Source organism: Kosakonia sp. PSU_27, assembly GCF_039409795.1.
Lineage (GTDB): Bacteria > Pseudomonadota > Gammaproteobacteria > Enterobacterales > Enterobacteriaceae > Kosakonia.
Genome location: NZ_JBCIVK010000001.1, coordinates 627,117 through 649,369 on the forward strand (window position 1 = coordinate 627,117; position 22,253 = coordinate 649,369).

20 protein-coding genes are annotated in these 22,253 nt (G+C 54.5%); 10 read left to right on the forward strand and 10 right to left on the reverse strand.

Annotated elements, in window-relative coordinates; genetic code table 11:
* The first annotated feature begins 222 nt into the window (after positions 1–222).
* Positions 223–510: a VF530 family protein gene (locus AAIG26_RS02945; protein WP_343179603.1), complete on the forward strand. Its 288-nt coding sequence runs from the start codon at positions 223–225 to the stop codon at positions 508–510.
* 7 nt (positions 511–517) lie between these two features.
* A complete protein-coding gene (locus tag AAIG26_RS02950) occupies positions 518–1,816 on the forward strand; it encodes a glycoside hydrolase family 10 protein (RefSeq protein WP_343179604.1) in 1,299 nt (432 codons plus the stop codon).
* Here the strand turns inward: AAIG26_RS02950 and AAIG26_RS02955 are convergent.
* The 5 genes from AAIG26_RS02955 to yahO form a co-directional block, all read right to left on the reverse strand.
* On the reverse strand, positions 1,813–2,982 hold the full coding sequence (locus AAIG26_RS02955; RefSeq protein ID WP_343179605.1) for a hypothetical protein: 1,170 nt from the start codon (positions 2,980–2,982) through the stop codon (positions 1,813–1,815). The genes AAIG26_RS02950 and AAIG26_RS02955 overlap by 4 nt on opposite strands.
* A 162-nt stretch (positions 2,983–3,144) precedes the next feature.
* Positions 3,145–3,714, reverse strand: coding sequence for a sigma-70 family RNA polymerase sigma factor (locus AAIG26_RS02960; protein WP_343179606.1), 570 nt, complete (start codon positions 3,712–3,714; stop codon positions 3,145–3,147).
* Positions 3,711–4,151, reverse strand: coding sequence for a hypothetical protein (locus AAIG26_RS02965; RefSeq protein WP_045508441.1), 441 nt, complete (start codon positions 4,149–4,151; stop codon positions 3,711–3,713). Before AAIG26_RS02965 ends, AAIG26_RS02960 begins: the two co-directional genes overlap by 4 nt.
* A gap of 240 nt (positions 4,152–4,391) precedes the next feature.
* Positions 4,392–4,778, reverse strand: a complete 387-nt coding sequence (locus tag AAIG26_RS02970; RefSeq protein ID WP_343179607.1) for a hypothetical protein — start codon at positions 4,776–4,778, stop codon at positions 4,392–4,394.
* A 182-nt stretch (positions 4,779–4,960) separates the two neighbouring features.
* Positions 4,961–5,236 (reverse strand): DUF1471 family periplasmic protein YahO, encoded by a 276-nt coding sequence (yahO, locus tag AAIG26_RS02975; protein ID WP_017456766.1) that lies wholly within the window; start codon positions 5,234–5,236, stop codon positions 4,961–4,963.
* Between the two features lie 224 nt (positions 5,237–5,460).
* On the opposite strand from yahO, the gene tehA reads away from it, so the two are divergent.
* The gene (gene tehA / locus AAIG26_RS02980; protein WP_343179609.1) at positions 5,461–6,423 is read left to right on the forward strand and encodes a dicarboxylate transporter/tellurite-resistance protein TehA; all 963 of its coding nucleotides are present in this window, start codon (positions 5,461–5,463) and stop codon (positions 6,421–6,423) included.
* 4 nt (positions 6,424–6,427) lie between these two features.
* Here the strand turns inward: tehA and AAIG26_RS02985 are convergent, their stop codons facing one another.
* Genes AAIG26_RS02985 through opgC form a run of 5 tightly spaced genes read right to left on the reverse strand, consistent with a single transcriptional unit; the run spans position 6,428 to position 10,532 of the window.
* Positions 6,428–6,844: an ATP-binding protein gene (locus tag AAIG26_RS02985; RefSeq protein ID WP_269230963.1), complete on the reverse strand. Its 417-nt coding sequence runs from the start codon at positions 6,842–6,844 to the stop codon at positions 6,428–6,430.
* A 2-nt stretch (positions 6,845–6,846) separates the two neighbouring features.
* Complete coding sequence (locus AAIG26_RS02990) at positions 6,847–7,185, reverse strand: STAS domain-containing protein (RefSeq protein WP_016496105.1); 339 nt, start codon at positions 7,183–7,185, stop codon at positions 6,847–6,849.
* A complete protein-coding gene (locus tag AAIG26_RS02995; RefSeq protein ID WP_343179610.1) occupies positions 7,175–8,389 on the reverse strand; it encodes a SpoIIE family protein phosphatase in 1,215 nt (404 codons plus the stop codon). Before AAIG26_RS02995 ends, AAIG26_RS02990 begins: the two co-directional genes overlap by 11 nt.
* Before the next feature lie 11 nt (positions 8,390–8,400).
* Complete coding sequence (locus AAIG26_RS03000) at positions 8,401–9,300, reverse strand: hypothetical protein (RefSeq protein ID WP_097406762.1); 900 nt, start codon at positions 9,298–9,300, stop codon at positions 8,401–8,403.
* Between the two features lie 11 nt (positions 9,301–9,311).
* Positions 9,312–10,532, reverse strand: a complete 1,221-nt coding sequence (gene opgC / locus AAIG26_RS03005; RefSeq protein WP_343179611.1) for an OpgC domain-containing protein — start codon at positions 10,530–10,532, stop codon at positions 9,312–9,314.
* Positions 10,533–10,825: 293 nt separating this feature from the next.
* Here opgC and AAIG26_RS03010 point away from each other — a divergent pair, with 293 nt between their 5' ends.
* The 7 genes from AAIG26_RS03010 to AAIG26_RS03040 are packed head-to-tail and all read left to right on the forward strand — an operon-like array spanning position 10,826 to position 22,237.
* The gene (locus AAIG26_RS03010; RefSeq protein ID WP_343179612.1) at positions 10,826–12,640 is read left to right on the forward strand and encodes a cellulose synthase catalytic subunit; all 1,815 of its coding nucleotides are present in this window, start codon (positions 10,826–10,828) and stop codon (positions 12,638–12,640) included.
* A complete protein-coding gene (locus AAIG26_RS03015; protein ID WP_343179613.1) occupies positions 12,637–13,968 on the forward strand; it encodes a DUF3131 domain-containing protein in 1,332 nt (443 codons plus the stop codon). The genes AAIG26_RS03010 and AAIG26_RS03015 overlap by 4 nt, the downstream gene beginning before the upstream one ends.
* The gene (locus AAIG26_RS03020; RefSeq protein ID WP_343179614.1) at positions 13,965–15,512 is read left to right on the forward strand and encodes a DUF3131 domain-containing protein; all 1,548 of its coding nucleotides are present in this window, start codon (positions 13,965–13,967) and stop codon (positions 15,510–15,512) included. Before AAIG26_RS03015 ends, AAIG26_RS03020 begins: the two co-directional genes overlap by 4 nt.
* Complete coding sequence (locus AAIG26_RS03025; RefSeq protein WP_097406766.1) at positions 15,497–16,903, forward strand: DUF3131 domain-containing protein; 1,407 nt, start codon at positions 15,497–15,499, stop codon at positions 16,901–16,903. The genes AAIG26_RS03020 and AAIG26_RS03025 overlap by 16 nt, the downstream gene beginning before the upstream one ends.
* Positions 16,900–17,337 (forward strand): globin, encoded by a 438-nt coding sequence (locus AAIG26_RS03030; protein WP_016496113.1) that lies wholly within the window; start codon positions 16,900–16,902, stop codon positions 17,335–17,337. The genes AAIG26_RS03025 and AAIG26_RS03030 overlap by 4 nt, the downstream gene beginning before the upstream one ends.
* Positions 17,334–20,039, forward strand: a complete 2,706-nt coding sequence (locus AAIG26_RS03035) for a response regulator (protein WP_343179615.1) — start codon at positions 17,334–17,336, stop codon at positions 20,037–20,039. Before AAIG26_RS03030 ends, AAIG26_RS03035 begins: the two co-directional genes overlap by 4 nt.
* The gene (locus AAIG26_RS03040) at positions 20,036–22,237 is read left to right on the forward strand and encodes a sugar-binding domain-containing protein (RefSeq protein ID WP_343179616.1); all 2,202 of its coding nucleotides are present in this window, start codon (positions 20,036–20,038) and stop codon (positions 22,235–22,237) included. Before AAIG26_RS03035 ends, AAIG26_RS03040 begins: the two co-directional genes overlap by 4 nt.
* The last annotated feature ends 16 nt before the right edge of the window (positions 22,238–22,253 follow it).

A 22,253-nucleotide genomic window follows, 5' to 3' on the forward strand; every position in this document is an offset into this window, starting at 1 on the left:
CAGCGCGTCTGCCAGCACTTACCTCAAGAGCAATCACCCGCCACTTTCTCCCTTTTTCCACTAGTACCGTCACGCTGAGAGTCCGCCTTACTCAAGGTGACCGGAACGCAGAAAGTCGCCTGTGCCTGTCTGGGCGGTAACGTTTAGCGGCGCAAAGCCCGTGACGCTTAGCGGGCTTTCTTGTAACCTTCCGCAAAACTTTTCCCGAAAACCGGACTTCACATGGTCGTTCATATTTCAAAAGATCCTTTGCATGGCGTGACGCTTGAAATGCAGGTTAACGCGCTGGTTGCCCGCTACGGTTGGCTCGAACTCGGCAAACGCATCAATATTAATTGCTTTAAAAACGATCCAAGCGTTAAATCCAGTTTGAAATTTTTGCGACGCACGCCCTGGGCGCGCGCGGAAGTTGAGGCGCTGTATCTCGAATCGCTGGAAGAGCGCGCCCCGGCCAAATCAGACGAACCAGCGTTTAACCCGTGGACCCGCGGTCGAACGCCTAAGAGCTAATTTTCAGATGTCACTACAAAAGTCAGGCGTGCTTATTGCCACTGCGCTTTTACTCGCCAGTTGCGCCTCGAAAGCGCCGAAATCACTCGTCACACCGTTGCCGCCGGTGGCCAAACAACCACTCGCAACAACGCCTGCAAAAAATACACAACCCGTACGCGGTATCTGGCTGGCGACCGTGTCGCGTCTCGACTGGCCGCCGGTAAATTCAGTGAATATGAGTGCTGCGTTGCGCATTAGCCAGCAGCAAGAGGCGCTGAGAAACAAGCTGGATAAGCTAAAAAGCCTTGGCATCAATACCGTCTTTTTCCAGGTCAAACCCGACGGCACCGCGCTATGGCCGTCAAAGATTTTACCCTGGTCAGATATGCTGACCGGCACGATTGGACAGGATCCGGGTTACGATCCGCTGCAGTTTATTCTCGATGAAGCGCACAAGCGCGGCATGAAAGTGCACGCCTGGTTTAACCCCTACCGCGTTTCGGTTAATACCAAACCGTCGACCACCGCGGAACTCAACCGTACTTTATCCCTGCATCCGGCCAGCATTTTCGTGCTGCATCGTGACTGGATCCGCACGGCAGGCGACCGTTTTGTGCTCGATCCCGGCATTCCGGAAGTGCGCGACTGGATAACCAGCATTGTGGCAGAAGTGGTGGCACACTACCCGGTCGATGGCGTGCAGTTTGACGACTACTTCTATTCTGAAACTCCCGGTTCTGCGCTGAATGACAGCCAGACTTACCGGCAATATGGCCAGGCGTTCAGTTCAAAAGCAGACTGGCGGCGCAACAATACGCAGCAGTTGATTGAACAGGTTTCACGCACCATCCGACAACTCAACCCCAATGTCCAATTCGGCGTGAGCCCGGCGGGAGTCTGGCGTAACCGCTCATTTGACGCCGCCGGTTCCGATACGCGTGGTGCCGCGGCGTATGACGAATCGTTCGCCGACACGCGCCGCTGGGTGCAACAAGGGTTACTGGATTACATTGCCCCGCAAATCTACTGGCCTTTCGCACGCGATGCGGCGCGTTACGATGTGCTGGCAAAATGGTGGGCGGATGTCGTGAAACCGACAAAAACACGCCTCTACATCGGCGTGGCGCTGTATAAGGTGGGGGAATATTCGAAGAATGAGCCCGACTGGACAGTCAACGGCGGCGTGCCTGAGCTGAAAAAACAGCTCGATTTAAACGAATCGCTGCCGCAGATTAACGGCACGATTTTGTTCCGCGAAAGTTATCTGGAACAGCCGCAAACTCAGCAGGCAGTGAATTATTTGAAGAGCCGCTGGGGTGGTTAAGCAGGCAGGAAAAATTTTTGATAGTTTCCCCGGGGGTTCTCGCACTCAGATTCTCCAATTAGCGTACCGTCGGGGAACACGCTGTAGTTAAATGCTTGATATGCAATGCTCTCCATGAATCTCTGATAACTATCTATTCCGGCATAGTTGATGAAATCGTTTTTTTCACCCGCAAAATATTTCTCAATTGCCCGCATTAACTGCAAATCAATGCCCACAATGATTGCCAGCTCATATTTATTTTTATGTCTGTTTAATATAACAAACTCACCACCCCAAAACCGCTCAACTCTGAAAGAATATTGTTGAAAATCGCTTTCGCCACCGCTCATTAATTTATCAGCAAGCGCGAAAAGATTAGCGAACTTGAACCATGCTGCATAATTTCTAACTTTTACCCATTCGGCTGAAAGCTCAATTTCGTAACCTATATTTTTCCCTGGAGGATCGACATAAATGATAGCGCTGTTAACGGGCTGCTTTTCACCACGTAGGGCAGAATGCATCGCATAACCATTATTGATATTAGTTGTGGGGCTGTTCAGCCAGGGATATACCTGCTTATCTAAAGCACGTTTTAACGACGATTTAATCTCAGAAGGGTCGTTAATCTGCAACGAGTAGGAGCTTTTAGATTCAAAAATAACTCTTTCTTTCTTACTGTTTTCAAATAAAAAATCCGCTATTTTCACCCTCTTCTCAGAATCTGGCAAAGCAGCGATATGAGCCCTCACCTTAACATCGGAAGCCAGATGCCCGACGAAAACGTAACCTAATCTGTTACTTAGCAGTAACGATATACCTTGCCCTAGCCGACCTATTAGGCTTGTTAATGTCACATCATTGACAACTGTATCAATGTCATCAACGAGCCTCAGATTATCATTTTTTGCCAGTTTAATCAGTTCATGAGCAGACAAGATAAGTCCCAGGCTATGAAAGCTATAATTGCGTTGAATAAGGAAATCTGTTTTTACTACCGCGTGAGCCAATTGCCATAGGGTAAATTCGAGTTGCGGATGCGGTATCGCAAAATCATCCCATTTCGCATGATGAGGTAATTTTTTTAATGTAATATTCTTCAAATCCCATTCAAAAACGTCAACATTAATAACCTTTCTGCTGTCTTTGAAAAGATACGCGAATTCTTTAATATATCTAAGCATGTCTGTTATCCTTACCAGAAACATGTTTTCTAGAGAAAGTTCTCAATAATACTCATTATTCGAAAGCAAAAACAATCCTTACCTACTAAATTATTTCTATTCTTGGTTAACAGAGCGCTATTAAAAACCTCTAGTCACTATTTGTTTGTTCTGCGTCGTTATTCACTCTGCAACTAATTCATCATAAACACTGCGCAGCCTGCTGCGCAGATAGAGCACCGCTTTGTGCTTACGGGATAACAGCGCCTGCATACTGACGCCCGTCTCCTCCACCAGCGCCTTATAACTCAAACCTTCAAGCTCGGTCTTTTCGAACACCTCGCGCTGGGCGGGCGGAAGCTCCGCCAGCGCGCTTTCAAGCTCGTGCCATAACAGTTCGCGCAGATACTCCTCTTCCGGCGTTTGCGGCACGCCAAACAGCGTTTCCGCCAGCTCATCTTCCGCAAAATCGCCCTCATCATCATCGCCGTTGAAAAAACCGGACAATGGCAGCTCACGTTTTTTACGCGCTCTGTCAGTCATTTCATTACGCGCAGCGCGAAACAACCAGGCGGCAACATTTTCCACCGGGTGTTCCACATTCATCAGCTGGTAAGTCACTTCCTGCAAAATGTCGTCGGCGTCATCGCGCACTGCCGTGCGCCCACGAATAAACGCTTTCAGGCGTGAGCGACAGGCATTCAGCGCGTTAACCAGCAAAGACTCGCCGTCCGTGGTTTTCACCGTGCTCACTCAGCGTCCGGTTTTTTGGCGCTGCTATCGTCAGGCTGATGGCGGTCATCTGCCCTTTCATCCCAGCGTCCACGCCAGCCGCAGCGATCGCGGCGACCAAACCCTTCGCGGCGCTGCTGGATAAAGGCTTCACGCTGCTCCGGCGTCATTTGCATCCAGCGTTCGTGCATACGCCGACGCGCCATACCAAACATTCCCCCGTGGAATCCCAGCCCGCCAAACAGAATGCGGCTCAGCACTAACAGCCCCAGCGCCTGCCAGAAACCAATGCTTTTCACGCCAAGAATGGCCGGTAGCAGCGCGTTCCACAACGACATCACCAGCAGCCCTAACGCGATGAATACCACCACGCCAATAATCAGCGGTTTGATCATGCGGTGCCGACCAAAACCGTGACGGTGTCCGTGTCTGTGCTCATGCATATCAAAATCTCTCATCTTTTTTCTACTCCATCAGGTTGGTGAATAATTGCTTGTGATGAAGTAGACGGATGAGCGGTAAAAATATTGCCAGGGAAATGCAAATAAATTCCGCCGCAGCGCAATAAGCAAACAACCCATTGAAAAATAATGATTTAATTTATCTCAACCGCAAACCGATGGGGATCCTTGACGTCATGTTTCTGAAAGTACTCAGGTTAAGACGCGGCACCGGAAGCGGGCGGGATACAGGCAACCTCAGAAGATCCTCAACATGCATACCGGCTGTTCGATATTCCCGATAAGTCCCTGACGCAACATGTCGAAGAATATAATCCCGAAGTTCGGCCCTTTCGGCGTCAGCGTCATGGCGCGGGTTTGCAGGTTATTACAGTTCGCCCAGTTAATGATCGGCGGATTTGGCCGGCTGGTATTTTGCCCGACATAAAAACTCTGCCCCGGTTCAACCTTAATAAACCAGTCAAAGCTGCCGCCAGACGCGCGGGTCCAGCCGTCAACCGTACAGGTTATCGGTGATGATGAGGTATTTTTAAGGATTAACTGACCTGCAAACACGCCAGAGCTGGCAGAGAGAAATAATACGATGGCAAAGACACGCATCGTCATTCGTGAGATGACGCCCATACAAACTCCTCTATTACTGCGGTAGAAAAACAAAAACAGATGCGCAGGTATATTTACCCTGCGCACCAATATATTTCGTTAAAAAGAAAAATTAATTTAAAACCTAACTGACGCGATATTCGATATATTCAGACCAGGCTGTTTCGCAAATAAAAACCTCCCGCGCGGGAGGCTTTAGTATTTTATTTTTTCTTGTAAACGTCAGCCGTTGCGTGAATTTTTTTCCTTGTTTGATCGGAGGTGACGACATACACATCGCCGCCCTTTTCATCCGCCAGTTTGCTCAGCGCATGGCGGGCATCCATGGGTGACATCTCGTCGGATGTGGCAATCTCGCCAACCTTTTCATATTGAGAAGAAACTTTATCAAATTCTGCTTTTTCCATTAATTTGGCGGCCCAGGCATTACTCGCCAGTAATGTTAACGCGCTAATAATCACTAAACTTTTTTTGTTCATCAGGCATTCTCCGGATTGATTTGAGATGGCTGTAAATAACAGAAAAGCACAGTCGATCATTTACTCTTTAACGGTAGACCAAGCCAACAATAATTCAATGTCATTAATTAATCGGTTATTTAATCAACATATTAAGCTGAATAAAAAGTGAAACGTGCATATGAAATGTCATATATAATGGCGCGCGTCTTACTTCAGGGTTTACACATTTCAGGAGTCTGGTGATGAAAGATTCACACCTCAACCTGCCGGCGGGCTACTTTGGCATCGTGCTTGGCATTATCGGGCTGGGCTTTTCCTGGCGTTTCGCCGCCACTATCTGGCCGGTCACGCTATTGCCTGCGGATGGCTTAATCATTCTGGCGATGGTCATCTGGGCGCTGTTGATGCTGGCATTTATTAGCCGAATGTTTCGCCACGGCGCGAGCGTGCTGGAAGAGATCGCCCATCCGCTGAAAAGCAGTTTTGTCAGCCTGGCACCGGCAACCTCGATGCTGGTCGCCATTGGCCTTGCGCCGTGGCTGCACAAACTGGCGCTGGGGCTGTTTCTTATTGCAGTTGTGGCGCAGCTCACCTACTCCGCCTGGCAAACCGCCGGGTTATGGCGCGGTCAACACCCGAAAGAAGCAACGACACCGGGGCTTTATCTGCCTACGGTTGCCAATAATTTTATCAGCGCGATGGCCTGTGGCGCGTTTGGTTTTAACGATGTCGGGATGTTGTTTCTCGGCGCCGGGCTCTTCTCCTGGCTGAGTCTTGAGCCAGCTATTCTCAGCCGGATGCGCAACCTTGATGAAATGTCGCCCGCGGTGCGTACATCGCTTGGCATTCAGATGGCGCCTGCATTCGTGGCCTGTAGCGCCTGGCTGAGCGTCAACGGCGGGCAGGCCGATGTGTTCGCCAAACTGTTATTCGGTTATGGCCTGTTACAGATGCTGTTCATGATAAGGCTGATCCCCTGGTACAGTTCGCAGCCGTTTAACCCGTCGTTCTGGAGTTTTTCATTCGGCGTGGCGTCGCTGGCAACCACCTCGATTCGTCTGGGACACGGCACGCCGGGCGGCGCACTGTACTGGATGTCATTCCCGCTGTTTATCGCGGCTAACCTGGTGATCGTGCTGTTGATGGTGAAAACCTTCGCGCTGTTACTGCAGGCTAAGTTACTGATCCGCACGGCGCACAGCTAACGCATCACAGGCGCTTTACGAGGGTGGTTTTGTTACAGCCACCCTCCCGCTCAACGCTCACGTTATCCACGCTAAGCAACATCAGCATTATCCCCCTGCCACTTTCCAGCTCCTGCTCCTCGTCGCTGCCAATTTTGCGCCGTGCTTTGTTCAGGCTGTCTGGCGAAAGGGCGATACCATCATCTGTCAACTCGACCTGCACAGCATCGTTGTGGCAACTGAATGTCACAGAAAATTCGCGGTGGCTGTCTTCGTTTAACGCATGGCGAATAACATTGGTCGCCGCTTCGCAAACGGCAAGATCGAGCGCAAAGCGCCACGCATCATCAACGGGCAGCGCCGCCATGTTGCGCTGCAACCACTCCGCCAGCGGAGCTAATGCGCCCAACGTAGCCTCAAGGGTAATCGCCTCACGCATCATGTTTACCTGGCAAGCGCGGCGCAGGCGGCATCGCGGTCTTCGCAGATACGAAACACCCTGTCCATACGCGTCAGAGTGAACATATTGCGGATACCGGGCTTGAGGGCGCAAACCAGCATTTCACCTTTGCCATTCATCATTTTCAGTAACGACACCAGCGTGCCCAGACAGCTACTGTCGATAAAGTCGACGCGGCTAAAATCGATGATTAACGCTTTCTGCTCATTTGCCATTTCACGTGAGAGCATCTCCCTGAATGTCGCCGCCACCGACGCATCCAGACGTCTGACAACCGGCGTCATAATGATGGCCTGCGGCAACCGTTCGATCTCAATATTCATGCCCATCCCCTCCGCGCTCGATAATTAACAACGAAACATCATCCGTCATGGTTCTTTCACTCCCGCCGTCATGATTACGCCAGCGCGTCAAATGCTCGCCGAATAACGGCAGCAGCGCCTCAATGGGCTTGCCGGTCTGCTGTTGTAACCAATGTTGTAAGCGTAATTCACCAAACTGCTCATCGCCTGGCCCTTCACACTCGGTAATGCCATCGCTGAACAGGCACAACCGCTCGCCGTTATGCAGACTAAATACAGTGTCTTCCCACTGCATATCCGGCAGTAACCCGACCGGGGGCCCGCCATTACCCGTCTGGCGGGCTTGCCCGTCAGGCGAGACGATAAACGGCGTGGGATGCCCGGCCTGGCACAACGTCCCGCTGCCATCTCGCAGGTTAATAACGCCATAAACCATTGTGAAATAGCTGACTATCTCCGTATCTTCACTGCAAAAACGCGCATTCAGCATCTGCACAACCTTCGCGGGTGACGCCACCTCGCCATGTTCATTAAACAGAAAACGTTCCACCACGCGGCCCTGCAGAAACTGCCGGGCAACCGCCAGCGACATCATCGCCGCGCCAACGCCATGCCCGGCGACATCAACAAAATAAAACCCAAGATGGCCATCGAGCGGGAACACATTAAAGATATCGCCGGAGACCCAGGCAGAAGGCAGAAACAGCCAGTCAGCAAAATAGTGTTCATAGCGCAGTTGATGCGCGGGTAATACCGAACGCTGCAACCGCGCGGCCACCAGTAAATCCTGCTCTATCTGGTTTAATGCCTCGCTTAAGCGTGTATTGTGCGCGGCAAGGCTTGCTTCCAGCGCCAGAATGCGCGCCCCGGCATGTAAACGCGCCTGAAGCTCGCTCTGGTTGACCGGCTTACTGAGAAAATCATCCACGCCTGCGTCAAAGCCTTCGGTAATGTCATCCGCGCTCTCGCGCGCCGTCAGCAAAATAAGATACACATAGTGACCATACTCAATGTTTCGAATGGCGCGGCACAGCGCCAGGCCATCCATCACCGGCATCTCCCAGTCGCTGATCACCATACTGACGGGCGTTCGCGCCATCATCGCCAGCGCCTCTTCGCCGTTCTCCGCTTCACTCACCTGGTAGCCCCACTGTGAAAGCAGATTAACCAGCAAACGGCGATAAACCCGCGAATCATCGACAATCAGTACCCTTTTCTGCTCCATCCTCATGGCTCCTAAAGCGGTAACAACCAGATAAGGCTCACCGTGCCTTCCCGGAATCGTGCATTGCCATTTTTATGACCGGGAAAACGCGTACCGGCGTAGTTGCTGTACTGAATAGAGAGCGAGCCAGGCGCATAGGTGGCGTAACCAAAGCTGTAACTATAATCGCCATTCCACGGCTGCTGCTGGCTGCTATCAGGGAACCAGAACGCAGTTGCGCGTACGAAAAAGTGCTGTTTAAGGGTGTAGCCGCAGCCGCCAAGCATGACGTTTTTATTGGCTTTCACGCTGTCGCTTTGCGCGTCGTAGTAGCGCGGCACCCAGCTATAACCGAGCTGGCAGGTCAGCGCATCGCCTTTATTAATTAAAAGCTTATTTTCAATGGGCTTTGGCAACGAGAACTTATACGCCAGCGTAAACGCCCCCTGCTCAAAATAGGTGTGCCGTTTACTGCCGGTCGTCCAGAAATGGTTATCGCCGTAGTTACTGTAAACCAGGCTAACGGTGTTCGGGTGCCAGTCGTCATAGCCGAAGCTGTAGCGAAAATCGGTGGTATAGCGGCTGGTATCCCTGACCGGCATGCGGGTGATGACGTTCGCGAACCAGAAACTGTAGGGGGAATATTGCAGGCTCAGATTGAGCGTCTGGTTTATTTTTTTGGTTTGCGAGGCCGATTCCGAATTGTTCGGTATCGTTACCCACTGCTGTTTCAGCCCTGAGTTAAAGCTCAACGCCGCAGAAAATTTATCTTTATTCCCGGCGAACAGACGCCCCCAGCGGCTGTTAATGCCCCCCGCCGGGATCTGCTCGGCGGCTCTCTCCTGCTGACCCGCGTCCTGGCTATGCTCGGCGGCATACGCTGGCGCAAGACTACCGCACAGGACGACCACCAGCCCTATTTTTTCCCGCATATCGTGTTCCCTCAATTGGGTATCCAGCGTCCGGCGACGTTATATTTTGCCATCAGCCATAACGCGCCCAGCGCCAGCGCATGGATCAGCGTGTTGGTCAGCCATGCCTGGCGCCATAAATCGAAGGTGACAAACTGGCTGACCACCAGCACTACGTACACATGCAAAATGAAGGTGTAGAGCGAGTGCTGCCCCAGCGGGATAAAAAACCAGCCCGTGGCACGGTAAATCGGCGTCCAGCAACGGGTCAGCACCAGATAAACGGTCACCATCAGGGCGATGTCATTGACCACCCGCACCGGGCCAAGCCCGTTTTTTGCCGCCCAGGTGTGGTAAAAGGCATTAAAATCGGCGGGCGGGATCACCTGCAACAACAACGCCGGTGGGATAAAAGGATTGGTATGGTTTTGCGCCACAAATCCCAGCACTATCGCCACCACCACCAGAGCTGCGACCATGGCTTTTCCCGCGTGCGTTTGTGCGAGCGAAAGCAGTTCCTCTTTGTACCAGCCGCAACACATGCCGAGCACAAAGATCAGTTGCCAGGCCATCAGCGGAAAGGCGAATTCAAACTCGGAGACCGTGACGCGCATCGGCCACACTTGCCAGCAACAATAAACCGCCAGCGAGAGCAGCAATAGCCAGGCTACTTTTCCGTTATGCAGTAGTCCCAGAAATAATGGGCTTATTAACAGCAGGCAAATATATAATCCCAGAATCTGGGTTTGATGCGGACCAATTTGCAAATAGAGGATGATATTAAACCAGGTTTCACGTATTTGCGGGCTGGTCGGAAATAATGACCAATGCGTACCTGAGTAACGATCGGTAAAATGGGTAACTTCAAAGGTATTTATAAAATGCAGATGCGAGAGTAATAGAATAGAAACTATGATGATGATATTAACCTGATATATTTTCCATGCGCGTCGCCATAATCCCCAGGAAATCGTTAATAACACCGCTTTTTGCAGACGCACGCGATTGAGCATACCGAGCATAAATCCGGAAAGAATGACAAAGCCTTCCGCGCCGGTTGTCAGACCAAATCGCTCCCACGTAAAAATATTAAAAACCGACATCACTTCCGTATGCGCCACCACCATCATCACCAGCGCCACACCGCGCATCATATCAATACGTAGATCGCGACGGTCGGCTAATACATAACGCCACGTTGTTTTTTCACGGTTTTTCGCTATAGCGACAGGCGCAGACTGGCTTATTTCCATCTCGTAAACGTTGCCCTGAAAAGAGGTTGCGAAGTTAATATTTACATAGCGTAGTACACTCTGACCGGCAAAATGAATCCGCTTCGCCAGATTATAAAATATATCCTTAAACAGAAACTCCAGTTAATCAGACGTTACTTAAAGGCAATTGTAGTCATTCTTGAAAGTTACCGATGGGGTTCTACAATGAATTTAAAAGCATTTCCCACAGGCTATTAAAAGCAACTCAGATTTATCTTCACGACGCATATTATTCATTTGCGAATGATTAACAGATCAGGATATCTGCGACTATGGGTTTTTATTTTTCCAGATTTGAAGCGCGTCGCCCGCCAGAACCCCTTTGCACTCCCGGATGGGTAAAAAAGGCATGGCAAATATTGGCGGTGGCGGCGTTGATTCTGGGGGCAAATTATATTCGCTGGCGCTGGATGGAATCGCTGAATATGGATGCGCTGTGGTACGCCATTCCCCTTGTGCTGGCAGAGACGTTGGCATGGATTGGTACCACGTTATTTACCATTAACCTGTGGCAGGAAAAGGATGTACCGGCGCAAAATCCACCGGCAGATATCAACGATTGTCATGGCGCAGAAGAAGCCATTGATTCCAGGCCAATCAAGGTGGATCTGTTTATCGCCACCTATTCCGAAGATGTCGAGCTGGTACGGTTATCGATTCGCGACGCGCTTAACGTCACCTACCCTTGCCCGCTCGATTACCGCATTCATGTGCTGGATGACGGGCGGCGCGCTGAGATGAAAGCCGTCTGCGATGAAGAAGGCGTTAATTACATCACCCGGCAGAACAATATGGGCTACAAAGCCGGAAATCTGCGCAACGGACTGGAGCAAACCGACGGCGACTTTATTGTGATTTGCGATGCCGATACCCGCGTCTTTCCCACCTTGCTCAGCCATACGCTGGGCTATTTTCGCGATCCGGATGTCGCCTGGGTGCAAACCCCCCAATGGTTTTACGATCTGCCGGAAGGAGAACGGCTGCCGCGTTGGCTCGCACGCCGGACTGGCAAAGCCGGGTATGCGCTCGGCTGGACGCTGGAAAAAATTTGTGGCCCGGTCACCCTTGGCCGCGACCCGTTTTTCAACGATCCGCGCATGTTTTATGATGTCATTTTGCGCCGCCGCAACTGGGCAAATGCCGCGTTTTGCTGTGGTGCAGCGTCAATTCATCGCCGCGAAGCGGTGATGCAGGCGGCATTGCGCAGCTACGTGTGGAATGTCGATGCCGAAATCGACCGTCATACCCGTGATATTCGCGATCCGGCCATGCGTGCAGCGCTTCAGGAAGCGATGCGCCCGCATGTGATTTACGACACCGAACTGACGCCTTACAAATTCCACGTCTCGGAAGATATTTATACCTCCATTGTTCTGCATGGCGACGATGCACATCGCTGGCGTTCAGTCATGCATCCGCGTATCGAATCCAAAATGCTCTCACCGCAGGATATGCTGACCTGGATGATCCAGCGCTTTAAATATGCCGCTGGTTCGCTGGATATTCTGTTTCACGACAACATTTTTTCCCGCCGCCGCTTCAAGTTGTCGCTGCCTCAGACGCTGATGTACGCCACCACGTTCTGGTCTTATCTCGCCTGTATCTGGAATACCGTATTCCTGATTTCGCCCATTATTTATCTGTTTACCGGCATCCCCCCCGTCTCTGCGTGGTCCACGCCGTTTTATCTGCATTTCTTACCGTTTTTTATTGTTTCGGAGCTGGCGTTCATGTTTGGGACATGGGGTATTTCCGCCTGGGATGGACGGGCATCCTATCTCTCTTTTTTCTCGATGAATTTACGCGCCCTCGATACCGTTCTGCGTGGGGAACAGATCAAATTCCACGTCACGCCCAAAGAGCGCCAGGCCGGGCGGTTTCTCTACCTTGTGAAGCCGCAAATCGCCATTGTGGTGCTGACACTGCTTGGCCTGCTATGGGGCGGGATTCAGGTGGCGCGCGGCCAGGTGGATGACCCTTCAGGTTACGTGATCAACATTTTCTGGGGTGCGGTGAATATTGCCGCCATGCTGCCGCTGATCCTCGCGGCGATGTGGACGCCGCCCGATGAGGAGCCAACGCCATGAGAATGCGCGATGCGCTGCTGAACGCCCGCAGTTATATCACCATCCTGCTCGGTTTCCTGTTGGGCTTTGCCATCGTCGTTTGGGTGGAACGCCAGATGCCTACCCGCGTAGAGAGCACGTCCGGTCTGGCGCTGAGCAAAGCGTTTCCGCCGTTGCCCACCACGCGCGACTTAACCTTTAACGAAGCGATCTGGGCGCGGGTCGCCTGGCAATATTATGTCAATAACACCCAGCCAAACGGCCTGGCAAACGCCCGCGACGCCGAACCGTGGTTCAGCTTATGGAGCACCGGCAGCTATCTCTTCGCTGCCATGGCCGCACAGCGTCTGGACATTATCACCACCGGAGAGTTTGACGAGCGCATCACTGCCGCGCTGTTCAGCCTCGGTCAGTTACCCCTTAATGCGCAGGGAATACCCGCCAGTTATTACCACGCCGATACACTGAAAATCCTCGGCAAGGCGGAGAGTTCCGCCATCGGCATGGGACGCTTGCTGACGGCGCTGCAAACCCTGCTTTGGCACTACCCGCAGCACGCGGCGGAAATCCGCGATCTGTTTAATCAGTGGCAGACCGGCGCGCTGATTGAACGCGGCGAAACCACCCGCGCCTCACTGCCGGTACATCACTGGACACTGGCGACAGATGAACCGCGTAACAGCTTTGGTTACCGCCTGTACGCCAGCCACACGCTGCGTCTTATTGACAACGATGCGGGGTTAGCCGTCACCAATCCGCCGGAAGGCCAGGCGATGATTGATATCGACGGCGTTATGGTGCCCGACGAAGGGCTGCGCACGCCGTGGGGACGCCAGCCGTCGCTGGTGAGCCTGCCCTATTTGCTCACCGGACTGGAGACCGGTTTTGACGCGCAAAGCGCGGAGATCGCCTGGCGCATTATGCAAATTCAGCAGCGCCGCCACAGCTTGCAGGTTCGTAAACCCCCCATCAGCACCGATTATGCCGAGCCCGCGCCCGAATATGTAACCGAGCAGCCAAACCGCCAGCCGGACAGTCAGACCAGCGTCAGCAACGCCCCGCCAGAGCAGCGCGCTATCACCTCCACCCGCTCGGCGTTTGCGTGGTACGCCCTGTTTCGTAACACCTGGAGTGAAGCCCTGCGCGAACAGGTATTGACGTTGCAGGTTCCGGGTAAAGGCTGGCAGCAGGGGCTTAACCTCAACGCCAGTGTGAATAACGTTATTGACGCCGACACCAACGCCATCGTGCTTGAAAGCCTTTCGTTTATCGCGCACGGCCAGATGCTGTGCCTGAGCTGTATGAACACCACCGCCCGTCCAACCCCAGCAGCAGGAGCCACGCCATGAAGTTGATTTGTTTGACGCTTTTCCGCCGGTGGGCTGGCATTATGGCTCTCGGGCTGGTGATGACCAGCGCCCAGGCCGCGCCGGGGTTGCCCGCGTCCGACTATCCGGTGCGCAGCGGCACGTTAACGGCACAGGAGATGAAGATTGCGAAAAACGCCTGGCAATACTTTGTCGCAAACTATCAGCCCACCACCGGGTTGGTGAACGCGGTTAATAAATACCCCTCCACCACCATGTGGGACAGCGCCTCCTATCTGGCCGCGCTGACGGCGGCGCGTGAACTGGGCATTATTGATAAAGCCGAGTTTGACCGGCGGTTAATCAAATTCCTCGCCACCCTCAATACCATCCAGTTGTTTCGCAATGAACTGCCCAACAAGGTCTACAACACCATCAACGCGCAGAAAGTGGACTACCTGAACAAACCCGGCGAAATTGGCTTCTCCGCGCTGGATATTGGCCGCATGCTGCTGTGGATGAAAATTATCAAAGAACGTTATCCGGAGTATGGCAACAGTATTGATAACGTCGTTCTGCGCTGGGATTTCAGCCATGTGGTCGACGGTTGCGGCACGCTGTATGGCGCGTATCTGGAGAACGGCCAGCCGAAATATGTTCAGGAGGGACGCCTGGGGTATGAAGAGTACGCCTCGGCGGGTTACCAGCTTTGGGGTTTTAATACCTGCCAGGCCAGCCGCCCGCAACCGTACGATCTGGCGGAGATCTACTGCGTGCTGGTGCCGTATGACTCGCGCGACTCGCGCCGAACCTTTCAGCATAACTACGTGGTGACAGAATCATATCTGCTGTATGGCCTGGAGATGGGCTTTGATACCGCCGACGATCGCAGTAACACCAAAAACAACTATTCACATCCGTGGATGAAAAACTTCGCTGATCGCGTGTATCAAGCGCAGGAGAACCGCTACACCATTACCGGCATGCTGACAGCCCGCTCCGAGCATCAACTGGATAAAGCGCCTTACTTTGTTTACGACACGGTGTTCAGTGACGGCTTCAACTGGAACACCATCACCGACAAAGGCCAGTACGTGCCGGAAACCGCCGCCGTATCGCTAAAAGCCGCGCTGGGCATGTGGGTGCTGTGGAATTCGCCCTACACCGATCGGTTATTAAGCGTTATCGAAAATGCCAACGAAGAGGGCAAAGGCTACTACGAAGGGCTGTATGAGAACGGCAGCGGGCCGATTAAAGAGTTCACCGCCAACAACAACGGCATCATGCTTGAAGCCCTGATGTTTAAAAAGAGCGGCAAGCTGCTGCGCTTTAATACCAACAATCCGAAAGACAAGAATTTCGCCCCCTCGCTGTGGGAGAAAAAACTGGTCGATCTGTTTGAGGAAAACAATACCCGGCGCAACCGCCCGTTCCTGAACCCGACGTCCGCCGTGAAAAGCTGGTGTGAGCGGACCGGCACCGCCCTGCGCACAAAATCCAGTTGTCAGGCATGCCAGTGCGCGTCCTGTAAAGCGGACGAGCCGGTGAAATTACCCCCGGTGGCGGCGTCATGCTTAAAACAGTAAGCCGCAAAACCCTGGCCGCGCTGCTCGGTTTCTTGCTGGTTGCGCTGGCGCTGCTTGCCCTTGTTAAAGATGGCGGCGCAGGCTGGCGCTGGCTGAGCAAAGGCGGCTGGAACACCAGCGCGCGAATCAGTGCCCTGACCCCGGAGGAGCGCCAGTGGGCGCAAACAGCGTGGCGCTACTTCGTTAACAATACCCAGCCGCAAACCGGGCTGGTCAACGGCAGCGATAAACAGCCCCGCGCCACGCTCTGGCAGATGGGCGACACGCTAATTGCCCTGCTGGCCGCCAGAGAACTGGGGCTTTTGAAAGAAGATGAGTTCGATCATCGGCTGACGCAACTGCTCGGCACGCTGAACCGCCTCGCGCTGACCGATACCCGCACACCGGGCCGCCTCTACGCCACGCCAAACGCCTCGCTGGTGGATTTTAGCGGTCAGACGCAGCGAAACGGCTGGTCGGCGCGGGATATGGCGCGCCTGATGCTGGCCTTACGCCTCGTCAGCGAATGGGCGCCGCAATACCAGGAGTATCTGGATAAAATCGTTCTGCGCTGGAACTTCTGCCAGGTTATCGATCCCCACGGCGAACTCTGGTCCTCCTCCATTGAGAATGGCAAACCGGTGATCCGCGAGGAGCTGCGGCTCGGCGAAAGCGAATACGCGGCCACCGCCTTTCGTTTATGGGGTTTTGCGCCAGACCAGGCTTTCGCGCCGCCCGCACGCAACGTGATCATCCACCAGCGGGCGCTGGAAGTGGATGCCCGCGACCCGCGCACCACCTGGCAACCCTCGCTCATCTCCACACTGCCTTACATGCTGCCAGGGCTGGAGTTCGGCTGGCAACCGCCAGGCGTAGAGCGCGCCACCCGCAAGGCGTTACGTGAGCGGGCCAAACAGGTGTGGCTCACCCAACAAACGCGGTGGGAAAAAGAGAAAGTGCTTACCGCCAGGGCCGACTTCGCGCTTGGCCAGGCTCCGTGGCATGTTGACGACACGGTGTGGGGCAATGGTTACGCCTGGAACACACTGGGTGCCGACGGGAAATACTATCCGCGTCTGGCGCAGGTTTCCACCAAAGCGGTTTTCGCCCTTTGGGTGCTGTGGGACACCCCCTTTACCGATGCGCTAATGAATGTCAGCCGACGGATGAACGATGCACAGCGCGGCTGGTTTGAAGGTCGGGTAGAAGCCACAGGCGACTTTAACCGCACGATCACCTTGTCGACTAACGCCATGGTGCTGGAAAGCTTGTTTTATAAGGCACACGGCGGCCCACTATTCCGCAATGGATTAATCGATAACGGCAGCTATTTCTACCTGCAGGCGACTGATGTTTTCAGCGCGCCGGGACTCTGCTTACCCGGCGAGCGCCGGGTGGAGATGAAAAAATGAAATTTTACCGCGATCTTTTTGAAGCCAGTCTGGGCCGCGTGTTCCCGCAGGATGACAAAAAGCCCTTTTTCAATGCTTTTTATGACGCCTTTGTGCGCATGTCGCCGGAAACCGAACGCCACTTTTTGCTCGGTAACGCCGAGCAAGGCCGCCAGCTTATATTTAAGAGCTTTTTTGCCATGCTGGCGGTGGATGGCTCCCTCTTCGTTCCCGATTTTCTGGAAAAACTTGCCCGCGACCAGAGCGACAGCGGCTTGCACTTGCCGCCCCGCTTTTTCGCCCTCTGGCGGCAAGCCATGCTAGATACCGTGCGCCAGCGCGATCCCCTGTGCGATGAAGAGATCCTTACCGCCTGGGCTATGGCGATAGCGCCTGGACTGGAATATCTTCGCCGTCAGGCGGAGCTGCACTACCAGGCGGGAGCGCAATCATGACCGCCGCCTCGCGCTTCGACCTCAACGCGCTACCGATTGCGGTGATGTTGTATGACGCGCAAGAACGGCTGGTGGCGTGGAATGACAAAATCGGCCAGTTTTACCCGTCGCTGGCCACCCGCCTGCAACCCGGCGTCACGCTGGAAGCGTTAGCCAGCCAGTTTATCGATACCGCCTTCAATACCGATCCTGCCCGGCGACAGGCGCTAAAAGAGTCGGTAATCCGCAACTGTCGGCTGGAAAGCCACTACGAGGTACGTCATCAAGGAGAACGACGCCTGTTTGTTCAACATCAGCGTTTACCCGATGGCGGCATCATCAGCCTGCATACGGACATTTCACACCTCGATATGGCGCAGCGCGCACGCCAGGATCTGCACGCTGACTTTTTGCTGGCCGCGGAGTCGATTCATATCGGGATCTGGGACTGGCAAGTCTCGCCGGATATCCTCCAGCTCAGCGATACGCTGTTAAGCCTGGTGGGGCAACCGCGCGACAGTTGGCACCATAATGTCAACGCCATGCTTGGGCTGGTGCATCCGGCGGATCGCTTTCACCTGATCCGCACCGTGCTGCGCTCCCGCGCGCACCATTTTCCGGTGTTTGAATGCGAAATCCGTGTCCGTTATAAGCAGGATCAGTGGCGCTGGATGCTGCTCTCCGGCCAGGTTACCACCCTGAATTTGAGCGGCGCAATGGAGCGCGTGATTGGCACATTGCAGGATATCAACCGCCGCAAAGAAGCAGAGCTGCTCGCCATTGAAGCGGCCCATGTCGCCAGACAAGCGAACGAAGCCAAAAGCGCGTTTCTCGCCAATATGAGCCATGAAATCCGCACGCCAATGAACGGTATTCTCGGCATGACGCAACTGTGCCTTGAAACCCCGCTGAGCGCCGAACAGCGCGAATACCTGACGCTGGTGATGAGCTCGGCGCAATCTTTATTGCATATTATCAATGACATTCTCGACTTCTCGAAAATCGAAGCCGGGAAGATCCTGATTAATGACGAGGCGCTGGAGATACGCCCGTTTATCCAGTCGCTGATCCGCCCGCATATGCCTGCCGCCAGCGAAAAAGAGGTGGAACTGCTGGTCGATATTGACCCGCGTTTGCCAGAGGTGGTGCGAGGCGATAGCGTGCGGCTGCGCCAGATCCTGACCAATCTCATCAGCAACGCGCTGAAATTTACCCACCACGGCGAGGTATTGCTCGGAATTGAACCCGCCGGCAACGGCTCCCGGTGGCGGTTTCGGGTGCGCGATAGCGGCATTGGTATTCCCCCGGATAAACAGCAACTGATTTTCGAAGCGTTCAGCCAGGCGGACAGCTCCACCACACGCCGCTATGGCGGCACCGGGCTGGGGCTGACCATCTCCGCGCGGCTGGTGGCGATGATGGGGGGAAATTTAACGGTGACCAGTACGCCGGGCGTTGGGAGTGAGTTCGCCTTCACCCTGCCGCTGGCAAACTTGCCCGTGAGCGAAATGACAACGACAGAAGCGCACCAGTTTCACGGTGAACGGGTGCTGGTCGTCGATGATAACGCCACCAACTTACGCTTGCTGGAGGCCAAACTGACCGCCATGGGGCTGACGCCGGTCTGTATCAACAAACCGCTGGAAGCGCTGGCGCTGGCGGCGCAAATGCCGCCGTTTCCGCTGATCCTGCTGGATGCGCAAATGCCGGATATGGACGGCATCTCACTGGCGCTGGAACTTTCGGTGCTACCGGAAGCCAGCCAGAGCCGCATTATTATGCTCAGTTCCATGAATCGTCATTTCGACAGGAATATGCTCAAGCGCATTGGCATTGCGCACTATCTGCATAAACCGGTCGATCACAGCGAGTTGCAACAGGCTATCGCCTCCCTGTTGTTGCCGGTCAGCGTACCCACGCCCGCGCCCACGGTCAGCCCGGCAGCAGAACCCGCCGCTGCGCCGCCACCACGGCAGCAGAGCCTGCATGTTCTGCTGGCAGAAGATAACCTCGTCAACCAAAAGCTGGCCTACCGGCTGCTTGAGCAGCTTGGGCATCGCTGCGAAATCGTCGCCGATGGCCAGGCCGCGCTTGAGCACTGGCAGGCCAGCCGTTGGGATGTGATTCTGATGGATCTGCAAATGCCGGGCATGGACGGTGAAACGGCTATTCGTCTGCTGCGAGAAGAAGAAGCCCGGCGCGGTGTGCCGCCACAGCGGGTGATCGCCATGACCGCCCATGCCATGCAGGGCGACAAAGCGCGCTGCTTCGAACTGGGTTTTGACGGCTATATCGCCAAACCCGTCACGCGTGAAGCATTGAATGCGGAACTGACCCGCGTAGTGGGAACCCCCTCGCCCCACGCCGCAGCGCAAATGGCAGCGGGAATGCCCAACGAAAGCGCCCTGCTTGAACAACTGGGCGGCGACAGGGCGCTACTGAACGAACTTATGACCATTTTCAGGGAAGGCCTGATGGAGCTCAGCGACGCCATTGAACAGGCGGTACGCTCCGGCGATCGTGAAACCGTGCGCCGCAGTGCCCATAAGTTGCGCGGAGAAGCCATCGCGCTTGATTTCCGGAGCCTGAGCCAGGTTCTCCAACAACTGGAAAGCCAGTCGCAAAGCCTTAGCGACGCGGAACTGGCGCGCCTGCTTGCGCCACTGCAACATGAGCGCCAGCACGCGCTCAACTGGTTACAAACGCGGGAGGCCTCATCATGAAACGTTACACCGTCACGATCTTATTGTTTTTGTCAGCCTTCACCCAAGCGCATCCGACGCCGGTGAGCTGGTCGCTGGCGGGGCAATGGCGTGTGCATGATGCCAATCAGGCTGAATTTGACGGCATTCGCGCACCTGTCGGCGACTGGCGAAAATTAACGGTTCCGGCCAACTGGTATTCAGCCGGGTACGATCACCAGGGGGCAATGTGGTATCGACACGACTTCACCCTGCCCGCTCTTGCCCCGGATACGCTGGCAACGCTGGTGTTTGACGGAGTGGATTACTATGCCGATGTCTCGCTCAACGGCCAGCACCTGGCGCGGCACGAAGGGTACTTCCAGCGTTTTGCCGTCGATATTACCGACACAGTACGTCGCCATAATCGCCTGGCGGTGCGCGTCGACAGCCCATATGAAGATCCGAAAACGCTCTGGCCGCTGCACAAAAAGCTGATCAAAGGCGTGCTAAATCAGCACGACACCCGCCCCGGTGGCGCCTGGTCACCGCACGGTCAGGATGCCAACTCTGGCGGCATCTGGTCGCCGGTGCGTCTGCACCTGAGCCGGGGCGCCGTGATCGACGAGATTATTCTGCGCCCGGACTGGCAAAACAGCCTGGCGAACCCTGCCTTACGCGCAGAGATCCGCTACCGGTCGCGCAACCGCGGGCCCGCAACGCTGAAGCTGCTTGCCGAACCCGCGAATTTCAACGGTCGTGCATTCCGCCTTGAACAGGCTGTGACCCTGAATGCCACCGGCGGGGAAACCGCAACGATGACGGTGACGCTGCCCATGGCAGGCGCAAAGCTCTGGTGGCCCGCCAGTCTGGGTAAACCGAATCTCTACCAGGTGCGCGTCACCCTCGCGGACGATCGCGGCGTAATGGATAGCGCTACAAGCCGAACCGGGCTGCGTAAGGTAGAAGAACAAGCGGATAACCGTGGCTGGCTTATTAATGAAAAGCGCCTGTTTATCAAAGGAACCAACTACATCGGTTCGCCGTGGTTGAGCACCATGGACGCGGAGAAATATCGGCGCGATCTGCACATGGTGCTGGCAATGAACGCCAACGCCATTCGCGTGCATGGTCATGTAGCCAACCGCCCGCTTTACCAGGTTGCCGACGAACTGGGGCTGATGCTCTGGCAGGATGTGCCGCTGCAATGGGGATATGACGACAGCGCGGCCTTTGCCGATAACGCCGCGCGACAAACCCGCGAGATGGTCGAGCAGTTTGGCAATTCGCCGTCCATCATCGTCTGGGGCGGGCATAACGAACCGCCGTGGAACTCCCCCTGGATGGAAAAACGCTTTCCCGACTGGCATAAAGATCTGAACCAAACGCTGACCGCGCGCGTGGCAGACACGCTGGCCGAAGATAATTCGCGGATCGTACATCGTTTTTCCGCCGTCGAAGAGCACTACTGGCAAGGCTGGTATTTCGGCGTGATGCGCGATCTGCTCGCCCCGGCGAAAACCGGCATTATCACCGAGTTTGGCGCGCAGGCGCTGCCACGCCTTGCCACACTGAAAACCATTATTCCCGCTTCTCTACTGTGGCCTGCAACCACGGCGGCGGACGATGCTGGCTGGGTGAAGTGGAAATACCATAACTTCCAGCCATTTCAGACCTTTAAATTTGCCAACATCCCGCGCGGCGAGGATTTGCAAACGTTTATTGAAAATACCCAGCAATACCAGGCGCAGCTTGTCGCGATGGCGGCGGAAAGCTATCGACGTCAACGCTATCAGCCTGTGACTGCCCTGTTCCAGTTCATGTTTGTCGAAACCTGGCCGTCGATAAACTGGGGCGTGGTGGATTATTTACGCCATCCGAAAGCCGGGTATTACGCACTGCAAAAAGCCTATCAGCCGTTGTTACCCTCCATTGAACCGGTCAGCGCGCAGTGGCAGCGCGGAAAACCCGCCACGCTACGTCTGTGGGCGGTAAATGATACCTATACCCCCTGCGAAGATTGCACGCTGAAATGGCAAGTGACACAGCACGACCGCCCGCTTTTGACCGGGCAAAAACAGCAGACGCTGGCGGTGGATAGCGGCGTGAAAATCGCCGATCTGACGGTGACGCCTGACAGTACCGGCGTGCTGACGGTGACTTATCACATCTTCGATGCAACAGGAAAAAAAGTGGCGGAAAACGCCTGGCAAACGGAGGTCGGTGAGGCCACAAACTGACCTATATAACGCGCCA